The sequence below is a fragment of the Photobacterium frigidiphilum genome, from assembly GCF_003025615.1.
GTDB classification, from domain to species: domain Bacteria; phylum Pseudomonadota; class Gammaproteobacteria; order Enterobacterales; family Vibrionaceae; genus Photobacterium; species Photobacterium frigidiphilum.
Genome location: NZ_PYMJ01000013.1, coordinates 19136 through 42332 on the forward strand (window position 1 = coordinate 19136; position 23197 = coordinate 42332).

24 protein-coding genes and 3 tRNA genes are annotated in these 23197 nt (G+C 39.7%); 16 read left to right on the forward strand and 11 right to left on the reverse strand.

From position 1 onward, the window contains the following. Positions 1-44: 44 nt before the first annotated feature. Positions 45-2180, forward strand: a complete 2136-nt coding sequence (locus tag C9J12_RS14040; RefSeq protein ID WP_107243289.1) for a protein-disulfide reductase DsbD family protein — start codon at positions 45-47, stop codon at positions 2178-2180. A 10-nt stretch (positions 2181-2190) separates the two neighbouring features. Then, positions 2191-2760, forward strand: coding sequence for a protein disulfide oxidoreductase (locus C9J12_RS14045; protein WP_193944670.1), 570 nt, complete (start codon positions 2191-2193; stop codon positions 2758-2760). Positions 2761-2889: 129 nt separating this feature from the next. Here C9J12_RS14045 and C9J12_RS14050 read toward each other — a convergent pair whose 3' ends face one another. Beyond that, the gene (locus tag C9J12_RS14050; protein WP_107243290.1) at positions 2890-3408 is read right to left on the reverse strand and encodes an aminoacyl-tRNA deacylase; all 519 of its coding nucleotides are present in this window, start codon (positions 3406-3408) and stop codon (positions 2890-2892) included. A gap of 202 nt (positions 3409-3610) precedes the next feature. Then, a complete protein-coding gene (locus C9J12_RS14055) occupies positions 3611-4081 on the reverse strand; it encodes an NlpC/P60 family protein (RefSeq protein WP_193944673.1) in 471 nt (156 codons plus the stop codon). 174 nt (positions 4082-4255) lie between these two features. Here C9J12_RS14055 and C9J12_RS14060 point away from each other — a divergent pair, with 174 nt between their 5' ends. After that, positions 4256-4735 (forward strand): GNAT family N-acetyltransferase, encoded by a 480-nt coding sequence (locus tag C9J12_RS14060; protein WP_170111783.1) that lies wholly within the window; start codon positions 4256-4258, stop codon positions 4733-4735. 521 nt (positions 4736-5256) lie between these two features. After that, positions 5257-5958, forward strand: a complete 702-nt coding sequence (locus tag C9J12_RS14065; RefSeq protein ID WP_407675682.1) for a 1-acylglycerol-3-phosphate O-acyltransferase — start codon at positions 5257-5259, stop codon at positions 5956-5958. 79 nt (positions 5959-6037) lie between these two features. Here the strand turns inward: C9J12_RS14065 and C9J12_RS14070 are convergent, their stop codons facing one another. From C9J12_RS14070 to C9J12_RS14090, 5 genes are all read right to left on the reverse strand, one after another. Continuing rightward, complete coding sequence (locus C9J12_RS14070) at positions 6038-6892, reverse strand: alpha/beta hydrolase (protein ID WP_107243292.1); 855 nt, start codon at positions 6890-6892, stop codon at positions 6038-6040. A gap of 73 nt (positions 6893-6965) precedes the next feature. Further along, the gene (locus tag C9J12_RS14075; RefSeq protein WP_107243293.1) at positions 6966-7559 is read right to left on the reverse strand and encodes a TetR/AcrR family transcriptional regulator; all 594 of its coding nucleotides are present in this window, start codon (positions 7557-7559) and stop codon (positions 6966-6968) included. 216 nt (positions 7560-7775) lie between these two features. Continuing rightward, on the reverse strand, positions 7776-8126 hold the full coding sequence (locus C9J12_RS14080) for a hypothetical protein (protein ID WP_107243294.1): 351 nt from the start codon (positions 8124-8126) through the stop codon (positions 7776-7778). 150 nt (positions 8127-8276) lie between these two features. Then, complete coding sequence (locus tag C9J12_RS14085; protein ID WP_107243295.1) at positions 8277-8525, reverse strand: hypothetical protein; 249 nt, start codon at positions 8523-8525, stop codon at positions 8277-8279. A 228-nt stretch (positions 8526-8753) separates the two neighbouring features. Then, a complete protein-coding gene (locus C9J12_RS14090) occupies positions 8754-9107 on the reverse strand; it encodes a DUF2750 domain-containing protein (protein WP_107243296.1) in 354 nt (117 codons plus the stop codon). 339 nt (positions 9108-9446) lie between these two features. Here C9J12_RS14090 and C9J12_RS14095 point away from each other — a divergent pair, with 339 nt between their 5' ends. From C9J12_RS14095 to C9J12_RS14110, 4 genes are all read left to right on the forward strand, one after another. Beyond that, entirely contained in the window at positions 9447-10049 is a 603-nt protein-coding gene (locus C9J12_RS14095; protein WP_107243297.1) for a class I SAM-dependent methyltransferase, read from the forward strand. A 152-nt stretch (positions 10050-10201) separates the two neighbouring features. Then, the gene (gene rarD, locus C9J12_RS14100; protein ID WP_107243298.1) at positions 10202-11104 is read left to right on the forward strand and encodes an EamA family transporter RarD; all 903 of its coding nucleotides are present in this window, start codon (positions 10202-10204) and stop codon (positions 11102-11104) included. Positions 11105-11151: 47 nt separating this feature from the next. Beyond that, a complete protein-coding gene (locus C9J12_RS14105; protein WP_107243299.1) occupies positions 11152-11502 on the forward strand; it encodes a nucleotide pyrophosphohydrolase in 351 nt (116 codons plus the stop codon). 332 nt (positions 11503-11834) lie between these two features. Next, a complete protein-coding gene (locus C9J12_RS14110; RefSeq protein WP_107243300.1) occupies positions 11835-12134 on the forward strand; it encodes a hypothetical protein in 300 nt (99 codons plus the stop codon). 32 nt (positions 12135-12166) lie between these two features. On the opposite strand, the gene soxR is transcribed toward C9J12_RS14110, so the two are convergent. Continuing rightward, entirely contained in the window at positions 12167-12601 is a 435-nt protein-coding gene (soxR, locus tag C9J12_RS14115; protein ID WP_107243301.1) for a redox-sensitive transcriptional activator SoxR, read from the reverse strand. Between the two features lie 88 nt (positions 12602-12689). Here soxR and C9J12_RS14120 point away from each other — a divergent pair, with 88 nt between their 5' ends. From C9J12_RS14120 to C9J12_RS14150, 7 genes are all read left to right on the forward strand, one after another. Beyond that, positions 12690-13889: an MFS transporter gene (locus tag C9J12_RS14120; protein WP_107243302.1), complete on the forward strand. Its 1200-nt coding sequence runs from the start codon at positions 12690-12692 to the stop codon at positions 13887-13889. Positions 13890-14052: 163 nt separating this feature from the next. Next, complete coding sequence (locus tag C9J12_RS14125; RefSeq protein ID WP_107243303.1) at positions 14053-15174, forward strand: permease; 1122 nt, start codon at positions 14053-14055, stop codon at positions 15172-15174. 289 nt (positions 15175-15463) lie between these two features. After that, entirely contained in the window at positions 15464-16252 is a 789-nt protein-coding gene (locus C9J12_RS14130; protein WP_107243304.1) for a RecX family transcriptional regulator, read from the forward strand. A gap of 156 nt (positions 16253-16408) precedes the next feature. Next, positions 16409-16499 (forward strand) — tRNA-Ser (locus tag C9J12_RS14135). A gap of 45 nt (positions 16500-16544) precedes the next feature. Beyond that, positions 16545-16620 (forward strand) — tRNA-Thr (locus C9J12_RS14140). Between the two features lie 8 nt (positions 16621-16628). Continuing rightward, positions 16629-16703 (forward strand) — tRNA-Gly (locus C9J12_RS14145). 264 nt (positions 16704-16967) lie between these two features. Further along, a complete protein-coding gene (locus C9J12_RS14150) occupies positions 16968-18878 on the forward strand; it encodes a PhoX family protein (RefSeq protein WP_170111788.1) in 1911 nt (636 codons plus the stop codon). Positions 18879-19417: 539 nt separating this feature from the next. Here C9J12_RS14150 and C9J12_RS14155 read toward each other — a convergent pair. Both C9J12_RS14155 and C9J12_RS14160 read right to left on the reverse strand, forming a co-directional pair. Further along, positions 19418-21493: an AAA family ATPase gene (locus C9J12_RS14155; protein WP_170111784.1), complete on the reverse strand. Its 2076-nt coding sequence runs from the start codon at positions 21491-21493 to the stop codon at positions 19418-19420. Positions 21494-21582: 89 nt separating this feature from the next. Then, positions 21583-21897 (reverse strand): hypothetical protein, encoded by a 315-nt coding sequence (locus C9J12_RS14160; RefSeq protein ID WP_107243307.1) that lies wholly within the window; start codon positions 21895-21897, stop codon positions 21583-21585. Between the two features lie 591 nt (positions 21898-22488). Between C9J12_RS14160 and C9J12_RS14165 the strand changes: the two genes are divergently transcribed. Then, positions 22489-22911 (forward strand): TIR domain-containing protein, encoded by a 423-nt coding sequence (locus C9J12_RS14165; RefSeq protein ID WP_107243308.1) that lies wholly within the window; start codon positions 22489-22491, stop codon positions 22909-22911. A gap of 79 nt (positions 22912-22990) precedes the next feature. Here C9J12_RS14165 and C9J12_RS30705 read toward each other — a convergent pair whose 3' ends face one another. After that, complete coding sequence (locus C9J12_RS30705; protein WP_170111785.1) at positions 22991-23134, reverse strand: hypothetical protein; 144 nt, start codon at positions 23132-23134, stop codon at positions 22991-22993. Positions 23135-23197 lie beyond the last annotated feature (63 nt).

Genomic DNA, 23197 nt, shown 5'->3' on the forward strand with positions numbered 1-23197 from the left:
CAAAAGCCAACATGATTTGTTTTAGCGTTTATTGGAGATCCACCTTGAAAAAAATATTCAACTCTTACGTTTCACTGTTCATATTGATCAGTGCGTCGTTTCTCGCACTTTTCTCACTTACAGCCAATGCATCAGATGAAAGCACTGGTTGGTTAGTGAACCCTATGCATCCCCCGCTTGAAGTTCGCTTAATGCTTACAGGGCAAAAAGATCTTGAAGCAAAAACAGTGGAAGGCTTTTTAGAAGTCAAACTTGCTAACGATTGGAAAACCTATTGGCGTTCTCCTGGTGAAGGAGGCATAGCGCCAAAGGTTGATTGGGAACTATCCAATAACCTCGATACTGTAGATTGGCAATGGCCAATGCCAAAACGCTATGAATTTTTGGGCGTTGAAACGCTTGGTTATAAAGAACACGTTATCTTTCCGATGACTTTCCATATTGATGATATGAACAAGCCTGTTTTCCTCTCGGGTAAATTGACTATGTCATCATGTACCAGCATTTGTGTTCTAACAGATTACGAGTTGGTATTGGATTTCACGCCAGCTAATTTACCGTTATCAACCAACGCAATGCATGTCTTTAATCAAGGTATGAGCCAAGTTCCAAAGACATCACAAGCCGTGTCTCTAGACATGATTTCATGGAACCAAGCAAAGAAAGAACTTACTGTTGTAGCAACGAATACAGCAGGCTGGAACAAACCAGATGTATTTATTGATGGCCAATCTCAGAATGTAAAAGACACGTCGTTTTTAGCCCCAAAGATTGCCATTAACGATAATCAAATGATCGCGACAATGAGTGCATCAAGCTGGTTTGGAGATCCGGAATTACTCAATGAAGAGATGGCTGTCACAATCAGTGATGAGAATATGGCCGTTGAACTTTCAGCAATAGCAACCAATCAAATTGTACCGATAGCTGCCAATACCAGCCTACTCAAAATTATTGGCATCGCCTTATTAGGTGGATTGATTCTTAACATCATGCCATGCGTACTGCCCGTTTTAGGCATGAAACTGAGTAGTGTAATATCAGCTGAAGGGCTACAAAAACGCCAAATTCGTACGCAATTTTTAGCATCAGCAGCAGGTATTCTAACGTCCTTCTGGTTAATTGCAGGCTTTCTCGTAATACTAAAAATATCAGGTCAAGCTTTAGGCTGGGGTATCCAGTTTCAAAATCCGTACTTTATTGGTGCCATGATCCTCATCACGGGTTTGTTCGCTGCAAACATGTTGGGGCTATTTGAAATTCGCTTATCGAGTAATGCGAATACATGGTTAGCAACTCGTGGTGATAACTCACATACCGGACATTTCGTTCAAGGTATGTTTGCAACCTTACTCGCCACCCCATGTAGTGCGCCTTTCTTAGGCACTGCCGTTGCGTTTGCACTAGGGGCTAATTACATCACCCTATTTGCTATCTTTACCGCTCTTGCAATTGGTATGGCAGCCCCTTGGTTGCTGATTGCTTTGTTCCCACGATTGGCTCAAATGATGCCAAGGCCCGGCAAGTGGATGGACAAAGTAAAAACCGTGTTTGGTTTGATGATGCTAGCCACCAGCATTTGGTTACTCACTTTGATGACCAGTTTCATAAGTACAAGTCTCGTTTGGTTAATCGGTCTTAGTTTAATCGTACTGTTGTTATGGCGCTTAGGAAACGTGAAAGGACGCAAGCCTGTTATCTTCACGCTCGCCTTCTTAATCTTTGGTTCTGCTGGCGGTATGCTTCTAGGCAGCGTAACTGCAGATCATTGGGCGACGCCACTGCCTGCAGATCATGCATGGGTGCCGTTGCAAACAGATGAAATAGCACGTGCTGTTAGCCAAGGTAAAACCGTTTTTGTCGATGTAACTGCCGACTGGTGTATTACCTGTAAAGCCAACAAGATTGGTGTATTACTTCAAGAGCCAGTTTATTCAACACTTGGCGCAGATAACATGCTGTTAATGCGCGGTGATTGGACGAAGCCATCAGATTATGTAACAGGTTTCTTGCAGTCTTACGGTCGCTTTGGTGTGCCATTTAATATTGTTTATGGCCCAGGTGCACCACTAGGGATCCAATTACCTGTGATTTTAAATTCAGATGATGTATTAAATGCCATTCGTGTCGCGAGTGGTTCATCTAATGCCGTGGTTTCAGCTCAGGCGAATAATGGGTAAAGGTGAATACATGTCAGAATTGAACGGAAACACATCACCTAAAATACCTCAGAAAAAAACTGAGAATAAAGACAAGAAAAAGAAAGCGAAAGGGATACGCCACTGGCTAAAAGAAGCTGTTATGTTTATTGCGATATTGACTATTTTCAGTACAGGGCTAGACATTTGGCGCAGTGGCGACATGCCATCAAATGAAATACCTGAACTGATTGCTCAAACCATTAACGATGAAACTATCGATTTAAAAGCGATGAGTTACGAGAAGCCAGTATTGCTGTATTTCTGGGCGACATGGTGTCCGGCATGTAAATTTGTATCCCCCACCGTAAACTGGATGAGTGATCATTTTAATGTAGTATCCGTCGCCATAACATCGGGTGAGAATCGCCGGATAAATGCATTTATGGATAACAGTGAATACAGCTTCCCCGTTATTAACGATAATAAAGGAAACATAAGCCGAGCTTGGGGAGTATCAGCAACGCCAAGTATCGTTATCATTAAAGACGGCGAAATATCATTTATCGCAACAGGGGTGTCAACACCACCAGGATTGTGGTTACGGATGCTATTAGCGTAGCTGTTTTGACAGTAATCACTGCGTTTTAATACAACAACACCCGGTAAACGTGTCGTTTATCGGGTGTTTTTTATTGCAAGTCAGGTCAGTTGTTATAAATAAGATTCAGAGAATAATACCGTTCAATATTCACTCCCAATCCCAATGACGACTATCATGCTCTTGAGACGGTATCATACGATAACCGCTAATATTTTGGTGCTGAACATTTTGCATCGCTTTATGAAACTGCTTACGATCTAAATGAATCAAGTTTTCATGATCACCCGATTCTAAATAAATCTCATCTTGCTCTAACAACATATCATCAATCAACATACCCACTTGGTATGCTTGACCCAATGTGGGTACAGCACCTGGTTCGCAATCTTGGAAAACATTTGATAACTCATGTTCACTTACAAGTAAATACTGCTTACCTGTCATACGGTTAATCTTATCAATCATTACTCGACGATTTGAAGGAACAACTGCCATCAAATATTCGTTATTTTGATCGATTAGCATAACAGCCTTTGCGACTTGTGTTGTAGGCACATGCGCTGAAACAGCAGAGCTAAAAGACGTATCAGTATGACGATGATGTGTAAGGCTAAAGTCAATATTACGACTATTGAGAAATTGCCCGATAGAGATTGCCATGGCCATGATTACCTCCTCAGAATATATACTGGCGCTATTTTACCCTGCTTAATTGATGCCAAGATAATTAGTAATGCTCAGTATTCTGGTCACAGGGAAAGTATGGAGGCTGAGCCGCTTTTTCGCGAATTAATTATCCAATTTTTAGGCTGGGCTTTATCAATGCTACGCCAAAAAATTTGAGCTTGTTAGGCATCTTGACTATAACTTAATTAATACGTCGTATTTGCCAGAACTTGCGGCTCCAGTACGGATTATCTAATCGAGAGATGATAACCCCTCGCGATGTAGAGGCATGTAAAAATTCAGCGCCCCCCAAATAGATACCTACATGACGTGTTGTATATCCGGTCTTAAAAAAGACTAAGTCGCCTTCTTTTGCATTCGCGACAGCAACATAGCGACCCAGTTTTACCTGCTCTGAGGTTGTACGAGGTAACATCTTTTCATACACAGAAGAATACCCGACCTGTACAAACGCAGAACAATCAATTCCACGTTTAGTATTGCCACCTAGCCTATATGGCGTGCCTTTCCAAACATCATAAACATTCGTAAAATCAATGTCGTTGGCATCAACTTTAGCTGTGTGTTTTGCCATAACAGAATCTAGATTAGATGTTGATTGACCTACTTTTGTTGTATCAGACGAAGAACACCCCACGATCGTGGTCAGCATCACGCCTATAAATATTGTGTAATAGCGACTCTTCACGATTTATCCCAAACCTTTATATTAAAATTTTATCGTGCATAATTATTATTTTAAGCATCTATTTTTGGATGATATTATGGAATAGATTAGCCATTAGTGCTATCGATAACGCTCTATTCATCAAGATGGTAGGTATGTATGACGACAGTCACTTTACGCCCATATAACCCCACAGATACAAAAAGATTAGCCCATATATACGCACAAGCAGCACTGATTTTGGGTAAAAAACAGTACACCGAACAACAAGTACAGATGTGGGCAGATTACCCTGTTCAATATTTTGATGAGTTTACAACCATGCTTTCCAATGGAGATACGTATGTAGCAATATCTGATTGCGGTGAGATCCTCGGGTTTGGTCAGCTTTACCCTACAGACTACGTTACTTTATTGTATGTGTTACCGGAATTTTCACGTGCAGGAGTTGGAACAACGATCTATAAGCAGCTAGAAAATATCGCGCAAGATAATCAACAGAAATGTTTAAGTGTGACTGCGAGTAAAATATCTAAAAGGTTATTCGAGAAACTGGGTTTTGAAGTCATAGATACTGAAATATCACTGAGAAATGGCATTGAATTTGAGCGCTACAACATGGTTAAAATATTCATATAGGTTCTGCTGAAATTAAGCACAAAAAATCTATCTGCTTTACTTTTGCAAACCGCCTCGGCGATACTCTAACCATAGCTAAACTTGCGATGATTAATTAACCCATTCGTCTCTTCATTAAGGTCATTTTTAGGATGATGTTAACCTTTGCTCTAGAGTAGAAATACTAACTCGCTCATATACCACTCAAAAAAAACTGATTTATTAAGCGAGCAACCTCATAGCTAGCTATCTAATCGAATACCATTCATAATGCCGTATGTTTTTGAAACGATAGTTTGCTATTGATCAATATCTGAAATAAATGATTAATAGCTGCCGTTTTTCTACACCAATTTTGAATTTAGTTTTGATTTGTTGTATTTTTGTGAAATTGAATCAATCGCTTTTTAGACCTATTCTGTAAAGTATAACATTTGAATGACATTTGCCATTCACAACATATCGAAGTAACTGTTTGATACAAAGGAGTTTCTGTGCTGTCTTTCATCCGTCTATTTACTGCGGCAATCTTTATTATTTTTATGACACTTTTTGCTTTGGTTTATTGCATATTTACTCCTCGCAATCCAAAGCATGTGTATTTCTTTTGCCGTTGGTTTAATCAAATACAAAAAATTGTTGGTCTACGCGTTGAAACACGTGGTGTAGAAAACGCTGACAATGTAGGTAACAGTGTTTATATTTCTAACCACCAAAGTGTATTTGATTTTGTTACTGATCCTGGCATGTTAAGACCCCGAACAGTTACGATTGGTAAAAAGAGCCTACTGTGGGTTCCTTTCTTTGGTCAGCTATATTGGATCACAGGTAACATTCTGCTCGATCGTGAAAATAAATCTAAAGCAAGAAACACCATTCAGCAGGTTGCTGAAGCTATTCGTAACCGTAACCTATCGGTGTGGATGTACCCTGAAGGTACACGTAGCAAAGGTAGAGGCTTACTGCCTTTTAAAACAGGGGCATTTCGCATGGCGATTGAAGCTGGCGTACCAATTGTGCCGATGTGTACCAGTACAACACATAACAAAATAGACTTAAATCGTCGTGACAACGGCATTGCAATTACAGAAATGTTAGCGCCTATTGATGTCACACAGTTTAAAAATGCACGAGAGTTAGCAGACCACTGTCACACACTTATGGCTGAGAAAATTGCAGAATTAGATGTTGAAGTAGAGCGATTTGCAATGAGTAAAGTAGAAGTACCTGCAAAAACAAATTAATGTCGCTTCATACACGTATATAAAAAGAGCACCTTCGAGGTGCTCTTTTTGTTTCTAGCACTGTTTAACCATTAGATAACTAAGCACTTTGAGTTATTTTATCAAACGCCGCGAGCAAAGGAGGGCTTTTCAAAATACGACCATGCCCTAGCCCTTCTGTCGCAAACAACTGTACATGCTTCATTTCACTGGCTTGTTGTGACAGTTCAAAAGAAGCAAACTTATCCGCTTTGTCATGCACAATAATCGCTGATGATTGGCGGCTTTCCAAACGAACAAAAGGGTTGATAGAATCAAATGGGCATTGATATTCAACAGCAATATCATCAATCAGCTCATTGAATAACTTACTTGAATACCCAGAGCGCTCAACCATGGTGACTAAATTTTCCGTGTAATTCAGCACTGGCGCTACAAGTAAAACAGGTTTACCTTCTAAAGCGCTATGTCGGCTTTCTAAAATCATCGCGCCCCCCATGCTGTGTGCAACCACACCCGCAATAGGTTCTTCTAACGCATCCAGTACGTCATCAAATGCTTTTATAAAGCCCGGTAAGTGCCCATAGATACCTTCACTTTGACCATGAGCAGGATTATCAAAAGCAATGGCCATATAGCCAGATGCTGCAATGTGCTCCATTAAAGGAAAGAACTGACTCGCCGAACCAGACCAGCCATGTCCAAGCACCCAGATAGGGCCAGAACCTAGCTGATAAGTCATCATTTTTCCTTCAGATGTTTCTACCAGTTTCTTAAGTAAGTTCTCAGGTAAAGAGCTTGGTTGATGGCTACGAACAGGCGTCAGCAAAATCTTTCTAGCTGTTTTTTTCGCATGTTTTGGGGCAAGCACATGATGCAAACGCGTTGTCATGTTTACCATGCTTTTACGTACATTAAACCGCTTACTTTGACTAAAATAAATTTTGCTGCTCATCGTCTTCTCCATAATAGAACGAACGTGCTTTTTTATTGTAAATAATGGGACAGAAGATACAAAAATACCGAGCTTACTTAGCTCTCCATTCTGATAATAAGTCTTCAATTCCTAACCAAAATCTGTCTCGCTCAGGGGTTTCTAACGCTAACGATAGAAACAGATGGCTGCTTAAGTAAATACCGTATAGACGGTATACCGATTGCCACGCATCCAGATCAGCTTTTAGCTCACCGCTTTGCTTCCCTTTTTCTATTTGATGGCAAAGATAATCTAACCAACGTCGCGTAATCTTATCTAAGGTTGTTTGAATAATCTCATTGCCTTGCCTACCCTCTTTACGCGCATCGAGGAACATGCAACTACCTTGAAACGATTGATTCCAACTTAACCAATTTGTTAGCAGTAATCGTAGTTTCTTTTCAATATTCTCTGGTTCAGCCAACCTTGCAGGTTGAATAACATGCAACGAGAAATAATCACCCGCATATTCCAGCACGGCAACCTGCAGATTTTCTTTTGAATTGAAATGTGCGAATAACCCACTTTTTGACATACCAGACGCTTTCGCCAATAGCCCTATCGTTAAACTGTCTAAGCCATCCTTACTTGCTAATTCAAAAGCTGTACTCAGTATATGCTCGCGTGTTACTCGACCTTTACTCATCAATGCTCAATTTTATCATCACATGTTAACCTTCTGTGAATTTAGCACGAACGTTCTTTTTAGCAACCCTTAATTTTTGATCATGAGTCATAGGCAACCGCTTTCTTATGCAAGCAAATGATAACAGCAGAGTTCGTTACTATTTTTTTAAGATCTATATAAGTAAAATGCCAGTCATAAACTGGCATTGTTATATGTTCTAATTCGTAGTAACGATTAGCTACGCTTTTGTTGTAGGTAAGTACGACCTACAACTTGGTATGTATCTTTATGCTTAATTTCAAACATAATGTAGAAGAACCATGCAACAAATTTTAGCATTTCATCACCATCATTCATTACCCATTCAACATACTCTTCTTCTTTGCCATCATCATTTTCTTGGGTGAAAACGTGATAAATACGCTTTTCATTATCAATTTCAGCTAACTGGAATTGACCCGTCAATGATACAGCGGCATCAACGACTTCCTGCTCTTCACTGGCTTTAAGCGCTTCAAGTACTTCAGGTAGCGTTTCTTTTTGGCATAGATCTTTTACTAGTGTTTCAAATTCTTCTTGTTGCATGATTGTTCAACTCGATAGTCTAATGCCAATATTGTATCAGTAAGCCTTCTAAAATTTCACCCTGATTACAGGGTGTTTCACCCGCAGCTTACCTTCCCCGAAAAGAATAAGGTAAAATGCATGCTTATTAAGCTAGATGATTCGTTATCGCTAACGATCAGTAAAACGAAATAAGTTATCGATTGATATTGGGCAATTCGCTATTTGGTGAACCTTTTCTTCAGCTTGTTCTAATGAATCGTAACTACATGATATACCATAGATATCGGTAAGAGGATTATCATTACCTAATTTATCTACAAAATTTATACTCCAACCTGAGCTCAAAAAATCATGTATCACACGTGCTTCAACCAAGGTTTGATCGGCAAATAATCGCTTACATTCTGAAAGAACCATAATCCATTCCTCACTTCTGATTTACTATAAATATAGTCAATATTCATCAATTGATAAAACCATCAACAGCATTGTGCGATATGTAGTAGGGTAACTTTATGTGAACAATATGAATGAACAGAATATAGCGATGGATGGGAAGTGTTAGACAAAAGGACAGTAAAGTAGAAGGGCGCGTTAGAAAAGGAGCGCAAAGTCGCATCAATCGATGCGACTTTGAAGTATCAATTAAAGATACAGTTTTGCAACGTTTGTTGCTTCTGTCTCTGTGCCTTCAAGGCTAGAGTTCCAGTTCAAGCCAACAAGCACTTCATCTTCAGATAAAGTGATCATCCAATCTTCTAGGAAAACATCAAGTGGAATTTGAGTTGGAGTGAATTCAGCCCACTCTTCTTCACATTGCACTTTAGCATCAGCTTCAGTAGACCAGAATGGCATAACTTCTGACTCTTCAAATTCTGAAGACTCAACAGATAACCAATCACCATCTACGTTACAAAGACCCCAAACAATGCGGGTTTCTTGCGTTTCAGCAATAAATAGATCTTTGTTAGCTTGAATATCTGCCGTTAACTTTGTCATTCTTTTCTCTCTTTAAAAGTGCCTTTTCGGCTTGATGTGACTGTCAGTCATTATTGCAGCCACATAGTGCGATTATTTTATCAAAAAAAATACCATTCGCACGATTAAATCTTCATGAATAATGTAGATAAGCCACATATAAGTAAACCAGCACCTTTTTAATCATTATTCTGGCGTTAGTCTAAGTACGATAAGCCTTATCGAATATTTATCACTCGAATTCCAAGCTTTGAACAAAAGTATCAAACAGTTTTTTTTATACTTATACCCAAGCGAGCATCTTGATGTTAGCTGGAAATATCAGTTCTCGTTCATCATTGATAATAAGGGCATCTTGGAATGGCCATTTCAGATTGGCGACGCTATATCAGTACACAAGTACTGCTACCACCTCGGCCACACGTCGTCGATGCGCACCTATTTCTAGGTGATAACGGTCGTAACAAGGTCGCTGTTGATATTGCTTGTGGTACAGGACGAGACACGCTATACCTACTTGAAAAGGGGTATCAAGTGTATGCTTTTGATAAAGATATTAGTAGTTTAGAGCGTCTTTCTACTCACCCTTTGGCATGCTCTAACCCCAGTTTAGATTTGCAGTTAAGTTTGTTTGAGGAATACCCCTTTCCAAAAGCCAATATGATCAATGCCAGTGCTTGTCTCTTTTTCTGCAAACCAAATGAGTTTTCAATACTCTGGCACAACATTGATGCTGCATTAGACGTTAATGGTATTTTTTGTGGCCACTTCCTTGGAACAAATAACACTGATGTTGATGCGCACACTGACCAGCCAATATTGACTCACAGCCATGAAGATATCGAAATGCTACTTAAAAAATATTACATTATCTCTTGGAAAGTAAAAAAAGAGTATTCAGCACAACTCACCAATAAAAAACAACGCTGGTTGGTTAATACATTAATCGCAATGAAGAAATAACACCTTGATTTTTAATCAAAATATCGCTTACCTATGAATACGTATACAAACTCACATAAAAAGCTTTTCGCCTACATCATAAAGTGACAGAATAGCGGAAATTTCAGGATATCCCCTATCCCTTACTACTTTTTTTATCGTTAGGTTTCGCTATGCAATCACATCGCGCTGGAAATGCCTTAGCTGCTTTTTCGTTTGTGCTCTGGGGTATTTTGCCTCTTTATTACCACTTCTTGCCACAAGCTAACACCAATGAACTTTTAGCCTCGAGAATCATCTTCTCGGTACCGGTTATGCTTCTAATAATCATGATGTTACGACAACCGTTACCGTCATATCGCGCGGTTATCAATGATAAGCGTTCTTTGATATTCACTGTTATAGCCAGTGTAATCATGTGCATATCATGGTATGCCTTTACCTGGGCATTAACTCATGGACAAGTGCTTGCCGCTAGCCTTGGCTTTTTTATTAATCCGCTATTTGCTATCGCATTTGGTGTGTTCTTTTTAAAAGAGCGTTTATCTAATGCGCAAATTGCAGCCGTCGTTTTGGGCATTGCAGGCATCAGCTACCAAGTATGGAGCTATGGCGAACTGCCTTGGATTGCACTAATTATGGGCAGCTTTTTTGCCCTATATGGGTTGTGTAAAAAGTTCATTAAATATAACGCACTAACATCTGTCACAATTGAATCGGTTGTTCTTGCACCTTTTGCTATTGCCTTTATGTTATGGCAATACCTACAAGGTAGCAGCGTTGCATTATCATCAGATATACAAACACTATTACTCTATATGGGCTCTGCGCCTGTAACGTTAGCACCTCTGATTTTCTTTGCACTTGCTATCAACCGTACCAGTTTAACCATGGTCGGTTTAATGCAATATATTGAACCTAGTCTGCAGTTTTTACTCGCAGTCTTCTTATTCGGTGAGATATTTGATGAAGTGAAACTGGTGAGCTTTGGCTTTATCTGGCTTGGGCTATTATTATGTACACTTGAAGCGCTAACCCGTGGATTTAAAAATAAGCATCGATTACGTGCGCAGTAATTATCCCTTGAGGTGACTTGGGGATATACCAATTGGAAAGATAAATAATGTCGACTGAAATAAAGCAATTACAGCGCACCCTGACAGAATTTGCACAAGAGCGTGATTGGGAGAAATTTCATACCCCAAAAAATCTTGTGATGGCACTCAATGGTGAGGTTGGCGAGTTAACTGAAATATTTCAATGGTTAACACCAGAGCAAAGTCTATCATTACCAGAAAACAAACAAGAACACTTAGAAGAAGAGTTAGCCGATGTAATGATGTACTTATTAAGGCTTGCCGATAAATGTGAGGTAGACATTATTGATGCATGCCATAAAAAGCTAATCAAAAACAAAGCAAAATACCCTGCAGATAAATGCTTTGGTTCTGCTAAAAAGTACAATGAACTCTAACTGAGAATTAAGCACCATCTGTATTAGTGCAGTTAAAAATAACCTCATCCCTGTTATTTTAACTGCACTATTACCACTTGTTGAGCTATCAGTTATCTTTCTCGAGTGTGGTGCTCATGCCAGCTCTCAGCTACAGAGACACTGCGATCTCTGAGTATTCACTCACTATTACCATATGACAACAGTGTTTTACTTTTTAACCGTATTGTTAGCTTATCGGTAATTGTTAAACTACTCCCATCGCAAATAACCAAAACAAAAGACAACAGTATTGGTTAAGTAAATTGCCTTTCAAAAGGCGTCCTAAAATTTTACACGGTGGTATGGTAAGAATGAAAAAATTAGCAACTACAGTAAGTGCTTTAATAGTCACATTTGCAGTTATATTAACCTTTTGGCCACAAGCCAATACGGTAGCCAAAAGTTTAAACAATGAAAAAGTGTCTAGCTATACCGATTTTCAGCAGCAAATGATGGATGAAGGCTGCACGGTGTTAATCGAACATAAAATCAATGTACAGGGCTACCCTATGTTCGCAGAATATCGATGCGGAGATACGACATTCAAGAGTTGGAACCCTAAAAATGAGTCAGGGGATCAATCATACTCGGTTACCCCATCAACAATATAAACCCGCCTTTCGAGCTGTAATCTCAAGCCACTCTAGGCTTCTGGCTGACTTAACTTAGCACCAGATTGTTGGATTCCCCGCGAGTCTTCTGGATTATATAACGCACATTTTTCCAGCGATAAACAGCCACATTGAATACAACTTCCTAGTTGAGATTGTAGGCTTTTCAGGCTTTGAATTTTCTCTTCTAGCTTGTGATTCCATTCTTTTGCTAGCTGCTCCCATTCACCTTTATTCGGTGCTTTATGCTTGGGCAGATGTTCAAGTGCTACAGATATTTCTTGCAACGTTAAACCTACATTCTGTGCTGCTTTAATCACTGCAATTCTTCTCAAGATTTGGCGCTCATATCTCCGTTGATTCGCTGGATTTCTAGCGCTAAAAATCAAACCTTTTTCTTCATAAAAATGAAGAGTTGCGACGGTAACGCCTGCACGTTTAGCAACTTGCCCCACGCTCATATCCATATGAAAGCTCCTATAAAAAGTCATTGACCTCAAGTTAACCTGAGGAACTAGAGTAGCAGTGAATAGTTTACATCACACGGAATGAACAATGAAAAATAAAACTTTTCCTTATTTATCAGGACGATTTTTTGATGGCATCAGCTCGGGTTTATTCATGATGGCATTACCTTGGATCATGTTGAAAGAGCCGAATATGGGTACATTTGTGGCGCTTACTGCCCTTGTTTGTACAACATTATCCTTTTTATGTACGCCATTTTTCTCGATCATGACGGATAGACATTCAAGAAAAGTTATTTTAATTTTGGTGCAAATCATCCAATCAATTACCGCAATGTTAGTCGGCATCGCTTATTGGTTTGACTTAGGCTCTCAATGGCTATTAGCGTTTTCACAATTAGTTTTTTGGGTATCAAGCAATATAGCTTGGAATGCTAACAATGCCTTCACGCAAGAAAATTACGCTCAGCATGAATATGCAAAAATATCTGGGTATCAGGAAGTTGTAATGCAAAGCACAACACTGGGAGCGGGAGCATTAGGTATAATTCTACTTGAAATGTGGGGAATCGTTGAGTTTGCGGCATTTGCAGCGGTAGCTTCGGGAATTGCAGCCTTCAGTTATGTAATCACCCCTTATCATCGCCAAGTTAGGCCATCTTTTAAAACGTCATTCATAAAGCAGCTTAAAGAGAGCAAAGACATTTGCACCCAAAATCCAACATTCTATGGGTTCTTATTAATTTCTTGTTTGTCTTACCCTATCCTTACCTTTTTAGGCAAATTAGTGCCTATTTGGTTTGCTGAATTACATATTTCAGGCAATTGGGTTGCTTGGTATAATATTGCATTCGGTCTTGGTTCTTTAATGACAGGCTTGCTGGTTTCACGAATACTCGCGCTGGTATCCCATCGATATATTATGCAGTATTCGATGATCATTCTCGCGTTAACATTATTGGCGATGAGTGGAATGATGCAGCCATTGTATATTATTGTTTTAATACTTTTTTTTGGCTTCTTTAATGCACTAAATAGAATTGCAAGAACCAACTGGATGCACCATACAATTCCAATGTCACAACGTGGTCGTGTAGACGGTGGGTTAGCCATGTTTGCAACGCTAGTCCAAAGCCTTAGCTATGTGTTAATCGCACTTCTCGCACATGTTAATGCTATCGAATACGGTTTTCTCATCGTGGGTTTAGTCGTCTTATTCGCGAGCTGTTGGATGATGGTTCTTGGGAATAAGATCGAGACAAAGCCTGAGTTTGCCATTGAGCGTTAAGTATTAAACATATCCCCCCTATACGAAATAAAATAAAAAGCCTAACAAATCATAACACTAAAATTCATTTCCACCTTTATCGAAATATATAATTGACAGCAAACTGAGCGAGGCTTATTATTTCGACACTTCCAGAAACAATGAATCAATTTAAGGCAATATTATGAGTCCTGAAATTATCGGTATGGCAAAAGAAGCCGCTAACATGTTTGCGTTTCTTGCCACAGAATTAGTTATTCTATTCTTGGTCGTGAGTTACCTTGTTGGTATTTTGCAAGAGTTTCTAACACCCGCAAAAATTCAATCCATTTTAAGCTCACGTAATGGTAAAGGTTACTTCATTGCTGCATTACTCGGTGCAATTACACCGTTCTGTTCATGCTCTACTATCCCTTTTTTAAAAGGTTTATTACGAGCACGTGCAGGGTTTGGCCCAATGATGGTGTTCTTATTCTCTAGCCCACTTTTAAACCCTATTATTATTGGCTTATTCGTGGTTACGTTTGGGGTTAAAGTTGCGGTATTTTACTTCCTAACAGCGATGATTGTGTCGGTAACATCGGGAATTGTGCTTGAAAAACTGGGTTTTGAACGATACGTAAAACCAGAAGCCTACGAAGCGGCTGATTCAGCCTCTTCATGTGGCACAACGTGCGGTGATTCAAAGCCAAAAGTTGAAACAACATCTTGCTGCAGCACTCAAAAAGAAGCGGTTGTTGAAACACCTTTAATGGCAACATGCGGTGTAGGTAAACCCGCACTGGCGACAGCAACCTGTGGGGCAAATAATTCTACGGCGAGTTCTGCATGTGGTTCAACAGCTGGATCTGCAACGTCATCATCGTGTGGTGCAGCAAAAGAGACCAAAGCAGAAAACCGTTGGATGCGTATTTGGAATGCAACATGGAAAGACTTTAAACAAGTATTACCGTACTTATTACTCGGTATCTTGTTGGGTTCATTCATTTACGGCTTTATTCCAACAGATTTAATCGTGCAGTATGCAGGTGAAGGGAAATGGTATGCAATTCCTGTTGCGGCTGTTATTGGTATTCCACTGTATATTCGTGCTGAAGCGGTTATTCCACTTAGTTCAGCTTTAGTGGCGAAAGGGATGGCGATGGGATCAGTAATGGCTTTGATCATTGGTAGTGCTGGTGCAAGTTTAACTGAAGTTATTTTGCTTAAATCTATCTTCAAAAACCAAATGATTGCAGCGTTTTTAACCGTAATCATAACGATGGCAATTGGCGCTGGTTACTTATATACCTTCATCTTTGCTTAATCGCGATTTATAGCAGATAGCCAAATTAATTATGCCATTACAGTGCACTTAACAGCGGCTCGAACTCTTTAATATCATAACAAAAGGGTCACTTTTTAGTGGCCCTTTTGTTGTTATATGCTGCCACCACTATATTTCCCCATAAAAGCGATTAGCATTCACCCTTGCAATATCACAACCAACCAGACATTGTGACATCTAAGTAAAAGTAAAAGTGTTGATGAAACAACACGTACTCAACGTTATCAACGCAGCCGCAAAAAATAACGACTAACGGTTTGGGATAAATATGCCTTCAGAATACAAATCTACGAAAAAAGCAGGACCAAAACCCGCTCAAAAGGTTGAACAAGTATATGAATATGCGGTTTGGTGGTTAAATCAGCGTAGTTATTCGGTAATGAAGCTGAAAGAAAAGCTAATCCGAAAAACGGATAACCATGAATGGATCGCTAGTGTTATAGAAAAATTACTGGACCAAGGCTATTTATCAGACCAGCGATTTGCAGAGACATTTGTTCAGTCACGCTGTCGACTTTACGGCCCTAAAGTCTTAACTCAAAAACTTAAATTACAGGGTGTGGGCACGACTGATATAGAACACGCACTCTGTACTATTGATGACTCAGATACTGACGAGTTAATTTCTCGGGTGATTACTAAGTACACGGGTAAAAAAAGTATTCGCGATATTACCATGCGACTCAAAAGCGAAGGGATTGACGATGCCCGTATTCAATCCGTATTGAATTCCAACATCGACACAGAGCATGAATCTCAGCTAGCAACACGTATCATTAATAAGCACGCAAAAAAAATGGGCCGCAGCGGATTGCTGCAGAAGCTTCGAAGTGAAGGGATAAGCCAAGACACCATTGACGAACTGTTCAGCGAAGAATCAGAAGATGACGTGGTGGAAGATGACCAACACAAAGCGTTAGAGCAGTTAAATAAGAAATATAAAACGCGATTGGCTGATTTTGCAGAGAAAAAGAAGGCAACAGCCTTTCTTGTCCGTAAAGGTTTTAGCTTTTCTGAAGCCAACTATGCCATTGAACACCACCTAGAAGACATTTAAAGACGAAGACAGATATAATTAATGCACACTTTTCATCCGTATCGCTATAAAAATACCGATTAATATCTATATTAGATTCAATCGTTTATATATTCACCAGTTAGAAAAATAGCGCTTTACATCGTGTTCGGTATTCATTATTATTCTTCGCACTCAGGAGAGATGGCTGAGTGGTCGAAAGCACCGGTCTTGAAAACCGGCAAGGGTTTATAGCCCTTCTAGGGTTCAAATCCCTATCTCTCCGCCATATTGGTATTTAGGCGCAAGCGTGAATACAAACAGAATAAATTGTGCCGACTTAGCTCAGTAGGTAGAGCAACTGACTTGTAATCAGTAGGTCACCAGTTCGACTCCGGTAGTCGGCACCACTTATTTTGCGTGCATCGTATAATGGCTATTACCTCAGCCTTCCAAGCTGATGATGCGGGTTCGATTCCCGCTGCACGCTCCAAACAACAAAAAAGCCGCTCATCGAGCGGCTTTTTTGTGTCTAAAAAACAAAACCATATGTCCCCATAACTGCACCAGTTTACTCTCCCCCTCTCTAATCTAAACACAATAACCTTTCCTTTCAGGCAGTTAAGAAAACAAACGATACATATAGTTACAATTCACGTTACTGTAACAAAACAGTAAACTAGCCGTAATAAAACCAGTGTCAAATGTGCGCATAACAATACTTATACGACACAGGATAAAGTCAATGACAACCCGAATGAGCCCATTTGAACGCCGTGAAAACGATATTGAACCACGAAATGAAGCATCACAATTAACGACAATGATTGATGCCAGCATGTCACGTCGCAATTTTATTGGTGCTGCATCTGTTATGACTGCGGGTGCATTTATGGCGGGAATGCCAGTTTCTACATTAGCAAGTAATGTGCAAGCAAACAGTAAACTAATGGGCTTTAATGCTGTACCAGTAAGCACTGATGATACCGTTGTTGTGCCTGATGGCTACAATGCTAAAGTACTTATTCGCTGGGGAGACGGGTTGTTCCCTACTGCACCTCAATTCGACCCAACAGGTAATGCACCGTCATCGCACCAAGAAGTGCAATTTGGTGATAACACCGATGGTATGACTTTTTTCCCACTGTCTGATGATCATGGTGTATTTGCGGTAAACAATGAGTACTGCAACAACGAGTACTTATTCTCACACCAGGGCAACAAAATGACTGCAGATGATGTGAAAAAATCACAAGCAGCTCATGGCATCTCGATTTTCGAAGTAAAACGCACTGACGATAACAACTGGGAACTGGTTATAGATTCAAAATATAACCGCCGTATTACCGCCAATACTGAAATGGAAATCACCGGCCTTGTTGCAGGGCATCCAGACGTCAAAACTGCAGCAGACAAAGCGGGTAAAAAAGCATTAGGCACGTTCGGCAACTGTGCAAATGGCTTTACCCCTTGGGGTACTTACCTAACGTGTGAAGAAAACTTTAATGGTTACTTTGGCTCAAAGAATGCGGTTAAGGTAAACAAAGAACAAAAACGTTACGGTGTAAATGAAGAAGACTCAGGCTATCACTGGTTCCAGCATGATGATCGTTTTGATATAGCGAAAAATCCGAATGAAGCGAACCGTCATGGCTGGGTTGTAGAAATCGACCCGATGGATCCTACGTCAACGCCAATGAAGCGCACAGCGATGGGTCGTTTTAAGCACGAAAATGTCGCCATTGTTATCAACAAAGACGGTCATATCGTCGCCTACATGGGTGATGATGAGCGTGGTGAACATTTATATCGCTTCGTTTCTAAAAACAAATATATTGAAGGTAACGATACAGAAAACCGTCAACTGCTTGAAGAAGGCACTATTTACGTCGCAAAATTCAGTACAGAGGATGGTAAAATTGGTGGCACAGGTCAATGGATCGCTCTTACTCATGGTAAGAATGGTTTAACGAAAGAGAATGGCTTTCCAAACCAAGAATATATCCACTTATATACTCGCCTAGCAGCAACACAAGTTGGCGCAACAACAATGGACCGCCCTGAATGGATCGCCGTTCATCCCAATCAAGAATACGTATTCTGTACTCTTACCAATAACAAAAATCGCGGTGTTAAAGAAGGTCAACCTGTTGGCGGACCTAACCCTCGCGCAGCAAATAATTACGGTCAAATCTTACGTTGGCGTCAAGTCAACGATGATCATGCTCACCCTACCTTCGCCTGGGATCTGTATGTAATAGCAGGAAACCCTGAAGTACATAAAGGTACCTTGTATGCAGGAAGCAAAAACATCAATAACGAGAATATGTTCAACAGCCCTGATGGTTTAGGCTTTGATGCTGCTGGTCGTCTATGGATTCAAACTGACGGTAAATATTCGAACAAAGGTGATTACGCAGGCATGGGCAACAACTCCATGTTTTGTGGTGACCCTAAAACTGGTGAGATTCGCCGCTTTATGACGGGCCCCATCGCATGTGAAGTAACAGGGCTTACGTTCAGCCCAGATTACAAAACGATGTTTATCGGTATTCAGCACCCAGGTGAAGAGCTAGAACCTTCACATTGGCCAGATGGCGGTAACAGCACACCGCGTTCATCTATTGTGATGATCACCAAGAAAGACGGAAGCGTAATTGGTAGCTAATCGTTAGCGCCATTCATAGTAATGCAGTCTAAAGCGTCCAGTGACTCAATATTCCTGGACGTTTGTTCAAGTCAGACAGGGGCCACCAGATATAGAAAGGCCGAAGCGGTTAGTAACCACTTCGGCCTTTTGCATTTCTGAATCCTGAGTAGAATATATGTAGCAAACTATAGTCCTACTTTGAAGTATTACCAAACCCAAACAACATGATAGGTTCAAGCCAATACGTTTTACCGTCGTTTCGTGATAGCTTGGGTTGATTACCCCACCACCAAAAAGTAAAAGCCGCTCTATAACGCTTTCGCCCCTATTGTGAGTTACAGAAACGCCAAAAATCAGACTATTTTGATTGACCAAACAAAGTCGCTTGGTAATTAAGATACGACAGAATCGCTTGGTGATCACACCAAACAGATGAGCACCGAAACTTACCTTTGGACAGAATGTGTCAGAGGTTTTACTAAATTAGTAGTCCATGAATTACCTTTTGTAAGGTAAAGCTATCGCACGAAAAAAAGACCACGATTGTGGCCTTTGTATTAATTGAAAGCAGCATCACACTCATTGATTATAAAATCAGGAACATTGTCATACTTCGATGGGTTAAGTTGACATAGATATTCGTTTTCAATGTGGAACGCTTCGTTTATGAACTTCCTCAAAACGCTATTTTCATGATTGCCATTTGCAACTCGAAATATTTGAATCTTTTCATACCCTGATGAACAAGCCAGATACGTAGCCTTGAGATAGCCGGGTTGTTTTAGCTGGGCCAGTATTGTTTGATAGTCGAAATTTTCTATATAGTTTTCGCGAATAGTGTTTGTGGCTTCAATGATTTCTACCGTAATCATATCTCGAGAATTTACTTGTGGGTCTTGAAATGTTGGGTTGTCCCGCTTCTTTAATAAGCTAGAAATGAGTTGATACTCTAAGCCTTTGTCATCCAAGGTTTCGTAATATCTACGCAAGTAAATTAACTTAATAACATCATGTGACGAAATCGAGATATTCTCGGTACAGACTTGAGTAAAGGTCTTTATGTCATTTTTAGTTATTGCGATTTCCGTAACAGAACCTTCGCAGTTACGTAAGTAAGTTGCATTTGGAACAGGATCAAAAGTATGTGCAAGGTTTTTGACCACATCGATAATCGGTTCCAAATCATGAGTAAGCATCAATACAGTCATATTTTTCAAAGACTTTTGGCCTCTGAAAAGCCTATCCATGATGGCAAATTTTTTATTTCTATCAAACGATGAGATAGGGTCATCCAAGATGATAATGTCTGGATTATTTGCTATACACTGATACATAAAAAGCACCAGAGCAAAGGCGTTTTTTTCACCATAGCTGAGGTGTTGACTACCTTTATTGATTTTTCGACTAGCTGCATCGACATGAGATAGCCTTAAAGCGTATGTATCTCCTTGACTATCAATTGATACCTTATAATTGTAACCCGCGTATTGAAGGAAGTTATTTATATCCTTCTGATTATCCTGAATAGTCTTGTCGATCCCTCGTTTTTGCATTGCAATTTGTCCCTGAAGTAATCCTACAGAGTTAAATACGCTATCGAGTTCTTCATTGATGCTATCGACAAACACTTTAGTCTGAGGACTGTTTACGTGAACGAAGCAATCTAAATCAATTTTTAAATTGAGGATCGTATCGCGCACATTGCTCGAGTCTCTTAGGTCAACGAAAGATAAGTCTCTAATTGCAATCAATTTACTTAATAACTGACCTATGTGAGCTCGAACTTCCGTTAGAAAGGTAATTTGGTCACTCGATGGCGTAGTGCTATTGCCAATAATTTGCTGAAGCGTTAAAAAAGTACTGTTGACGAAATACTGTTCTAAATCTTGAATCACCAAAGTGAGATTGTTCAAATGTTCAATATTTTTAGCGTTATAGTGACTCTTTAAATTCTCAATATGCTCTTTGGTATCAGCTATATCCTGAGTACAGTAGGGACAACAACTCGAGTCTTCACTATGGTTTTCGCCATCAAAATGCCATTTCAACCACTTGAAATTTTGGTCGAGATTCAAGAACTGGCCGAAATTCTCATAACCTGGCGGGATGTGGTGAATCAGATTGCCAGAACCAAGAGCCTTAGTTATTTGGCTCGATTTTACTATCTGATCGGTTCTACTCCCAAAGCTCCCAGTAAGAGTTGTTAAATCTGAGATAAAACTTTTAAGCTGCTCATTTGTAGACAATGTTTCTTTTAAAGATGAGATGAAGCCATTTATTGTGTTAGATTTTGTTTGATATTCAGGACTCTTAATAAAAATATCAAAACTATCTTTTAACAATTCATTTTCTTGGAATACAAATTGCTCTACATAGCTTTCATTAAAAATAGCTATATTAGCATCTTCAGGTAAGCCTGATATCGAAGGCGAAATCTCATCAGGGTTGTTTTCGATGAACTTAAACGGCAAAAGTTGAGAAAGATCTTTGGCGTTAGTTAAGTCAAGTTCTATAGCTTTAGCAATGGTACTTTTGCCGGTTCCATTAACGCCATGTTTAATGTTTAACTTGCCTTCTTCCAAAGTAACGCTAGCGTGTTGAATGCTATTACAGTTCGAAATAGTTAATTGCATCTTGAAATTCGTATAGGTGAAAGTGGAAAGTAGGGAGCCTTTGTCGGCGAGACGGACTCCCATCATTTAAAGTTAAGCTAATTTACAAGTTAGCTATGAATACCCCAATCTCGCTTTACAATCCAATTAGCTTTCCAAGTAACAAAATCACTTGGGCAGAAGTCTGTATTCAAAAACTCCATTGTTTCAACTTGATTTGGTAATAACGATAATACGTGGTTCTTTTGATCACTCTCATAATCCCAAAGATGAAAACGGTCATCTTGGTTTTTAGTTCGACGGCTAGGCCCAAAATCCATAGGAGCGCATAACCGTGTTATTTTTCTGCCATCTTCCTTTGAAAAAAACGTCAGTTTTATCTTTTTCTTATCGTGTATTGAGCTAATAAACTGTACTTTTGGCATAACCATGTCCTTTTATGCAATGTCATACCATATAATCACAGTTATAAAGAATGCATTATGTTATAGATCAAGTTGCATATTTGAGCTGATAGTTTTTATCTTTTATTTGATAGGTCGATCAGATAACTGACGTTGAAAATGGACCTTTTGAGAGATGGCGACTAAAAACAAAACTCGGTCTATATCATTTAAACATTGTTCTAAAACCAATTCGTTTATGCCGCTATATTCACAACACATAGCATGAACTACAGTAAACTCGGCCAACTCGTTTTTTACCCCCGTGATACATCACGGGGTTCGCACAACTGATATAACAACATGGATAACTTCTATTAGGGAAAAACCTCATTAACAGAAAGTTAATGAGGCTTTTCACTAGCTGATAATGGGGCAAGGATGAGTTACACGATGCCCTCTTGACTTGCCCTTGGGCGGTGCCTTTGAGCTAAAACTAGCGATGATAAGAGAAAGCATATTACATGATATCTGTGACTGTTTTCGCACTTAGTGAAGTATGCCTCAATAAATAATTGTTATTTTTGTAGTGAGCAACCATGTCATTAAACAAACCATATAAGGATAAATAACATGACAACAGTTTTCATTAGCCACAATCATCAAGACAATCACTGCATTGAACAAATTAAATCAATCCGACAGAATCCAAATCACCCATTAACATTTGAAGATAGATCCTTGGCTGAGGCGATATGTAACGAACATGGCCATACCAATCGTCGCCCACCATCAGATATGCGTTCAGAGCCAGTGCGAGAAGTTATTGCTAAGTTATTGGGTGGGTCGCATAAGCTATTAGTACTTGTGGGCAAGGATACTCACAGCAAGTTGTGGGTTGAGTGGGAAATAGGACAGTTTAAAAAGCACAACAGTGAACGTAATATATTAGTCATGCGGACACCTGATAACATTTACTCAGGTGCACCCAAGGGCGTGCAAGAGTTTGAGCTATACGCTTGGGATCTCAACCGTATAGCTCAGTGGGCAAGCTAATTACTTTTGGGGTGGACAGTTGCCACGGCCTTTACCAGATGGTCTGCCCGTCTGACTAGGGAGATTAGGGACTTTAGATTTACTCATCTCTACTCTCCCAGTCACTTGGTCGTTCATCATAGTCACGTGATTGCCAGTAGGCATCGTTGTTATCATTAAGTTGATTGCTGTGATTATCTAAGTCATCTTGTGTTGGTTCGTAATCTTGGCTAAAGCCACTCATGAGGTTTTCCTTGTGTTGTTTGTGTATTTTTAATCTAATTGAAATTGTGGGTGTACTGAAGGG

Bases quoted from the DNA above. Each gene is read 5' to 3' on its own strand.
- rarD (WP_107243298.1), top strand. From the start codon at position 10,202: ATGCAATCACATCGCGCTGGAAATGCCTTAGCTGCTTTTTCGTTTGTG.
- C9J12_RS14095 (WP_107243297.1), top strand. From the start codon at position 9,447: ATGGCCATTTCAGATTGGCGACGCTATATCAGTACACAAGTACTGCTA.
- C9J12_RS14110 (WP_107243300.1), top strand. From the start codon at position 11,835: ATGAAAAAATTAGCAACTACAGTAAGTGCTTTAATAGTCACATTTGCA.
- C9J12_RS30705 (WP_170111785.1), bottom strand. From the start codon at position 23,134: ATGAGTGGCTTTAGCCAAGATTACGAACCAACACAAGATGACTTAGAT.
- C9J12_RS14085 (WP_107243295.1), bottom strand. From the start codon at position 8,525: ATGGTTCTTTCAGAATGTAAGCGATTATTTGCCGATCAAACCTTGGTT.
- C9J12_RS14150 (WP_170111788.1), top strand. From the start codon at position 16,968: ATGAGCCCATTTGAACGCCGTGAAAACGATATTGAACCACGAAATGAA.
- C9J12_RS14065 (WP_407675682.1), top strand. From the start codon at position 5,257: ATGACACTTTTTGCTTTGGTTTATTGCATATTTACTCCTCGCAATCCA.
- C9J12_RS14080 (WP_107243294.1), bottom strand. From the start codon at position 8,126: ATGCAACAAGAAGAATTTGAAACACTAGTAAAAGATCTATGCCAAAAA.
- C9J12_RS14165 (WP_107243308.1), top strand. From the start codon at position 22,489: ATGACAACAGTTTTCATTAGCCACAATCATCAAGACAATCACTGCATT.
- C9J12_RS14120 (WP_107243302.1), top strand. From the start codon at position 12,690: ATGAAAAATAAAACTTTTCCTTATTTATCAGGACGATTTTTTGATGGC.
- C9J12_RS14055 (WP_193944673.1), bottom strand. From the start codon at position 4,081: ATGCTGACCACGATCGTGGGGTGTTCTTCGTCTGATACAACAAAAGTA.
- soxR (WP_107243301.1), bottom strand. From the start codon at position 12,601: ATGGATATGAGCGTGGGGCAAGTTGCTAAACGTGCAGGCGTTACCGTC.
- C9J12_RS14090 (WP_107243296.1), bottom strand. From the start codon at position 9,107: ATGACAAAGTTAACGGCAGATATTCAAGCTAACAAAGATCTATTTATT.
- C9J12_RS14125 (WP_107243303.1), top strand. From the start codon at position 14,053: ATGAGTCCTGAAATTATCGGTATGGCAAAAGAAGCCGCTAACATGTTT.
- C9J12_RS14130 (WP_107243304.1), top strand. From the start codon at position 15,464: ATGCCTTCAGAATACAAATCTACGAAAAAAGCAGGACCAAAACCCGCT.
- C9J12_RS14155 (WP_170111784.1), bottom strand. From the start codon at position 21,493: ATGCAATTAACTATTTCGAACTGTAATAGCATTCAACACGCTAGCGTT.
- C9J12_RS14045 (WP_193944670.1), top strand. From the start codon at position 2,191: ATGTCAGAATTGAACGGAAACACATCACCTAAAATACCTCAGAAAAAA.
- C9J12_RS14075 (WP_107243293.1), bottom strand. From the start codon at position 7,559: ATGAGTAAAGGTCGAGTAACACGCGAGCATATACTGAGTACAGCTTTT.
- C9J12_RS14060 (WP_170111783.1), top strand. From the start codon at position 4,256: ATGACGACAGTCACTTTACGCCCATATAACCCCACAGATACAAAAAGA.
- C9J12_RS14050 (WP_107243290.1), bottom strand. From the start codon at position 3,408: ATGGCCATGGCAATCTCTATCGGGCAATTTCTCAATAGTCGTAATATT.
- C9J12_RS14160 (WP_107243307.1), bottom strand. From the start codon at position 21,897: ATGCCAAAAGTACAGTTTATTAGCTCAATACACGATAAGAAAAAGATA.
- C9J12_RS14105 (WP_107243299.1), top strand. From the start codon at position 11,152: ATGTCGACTGAAATAAAGCAATTACAGCGCACCCTGACAGAATTTGCA.
- C9J12_RS14070 (WP_107243292.1), bottom strand. From the start codon at position 6,892: ATGAGCAGCAAAATTTATTTTAGTCAAAGTAAGCGGTTTAATGTACGT.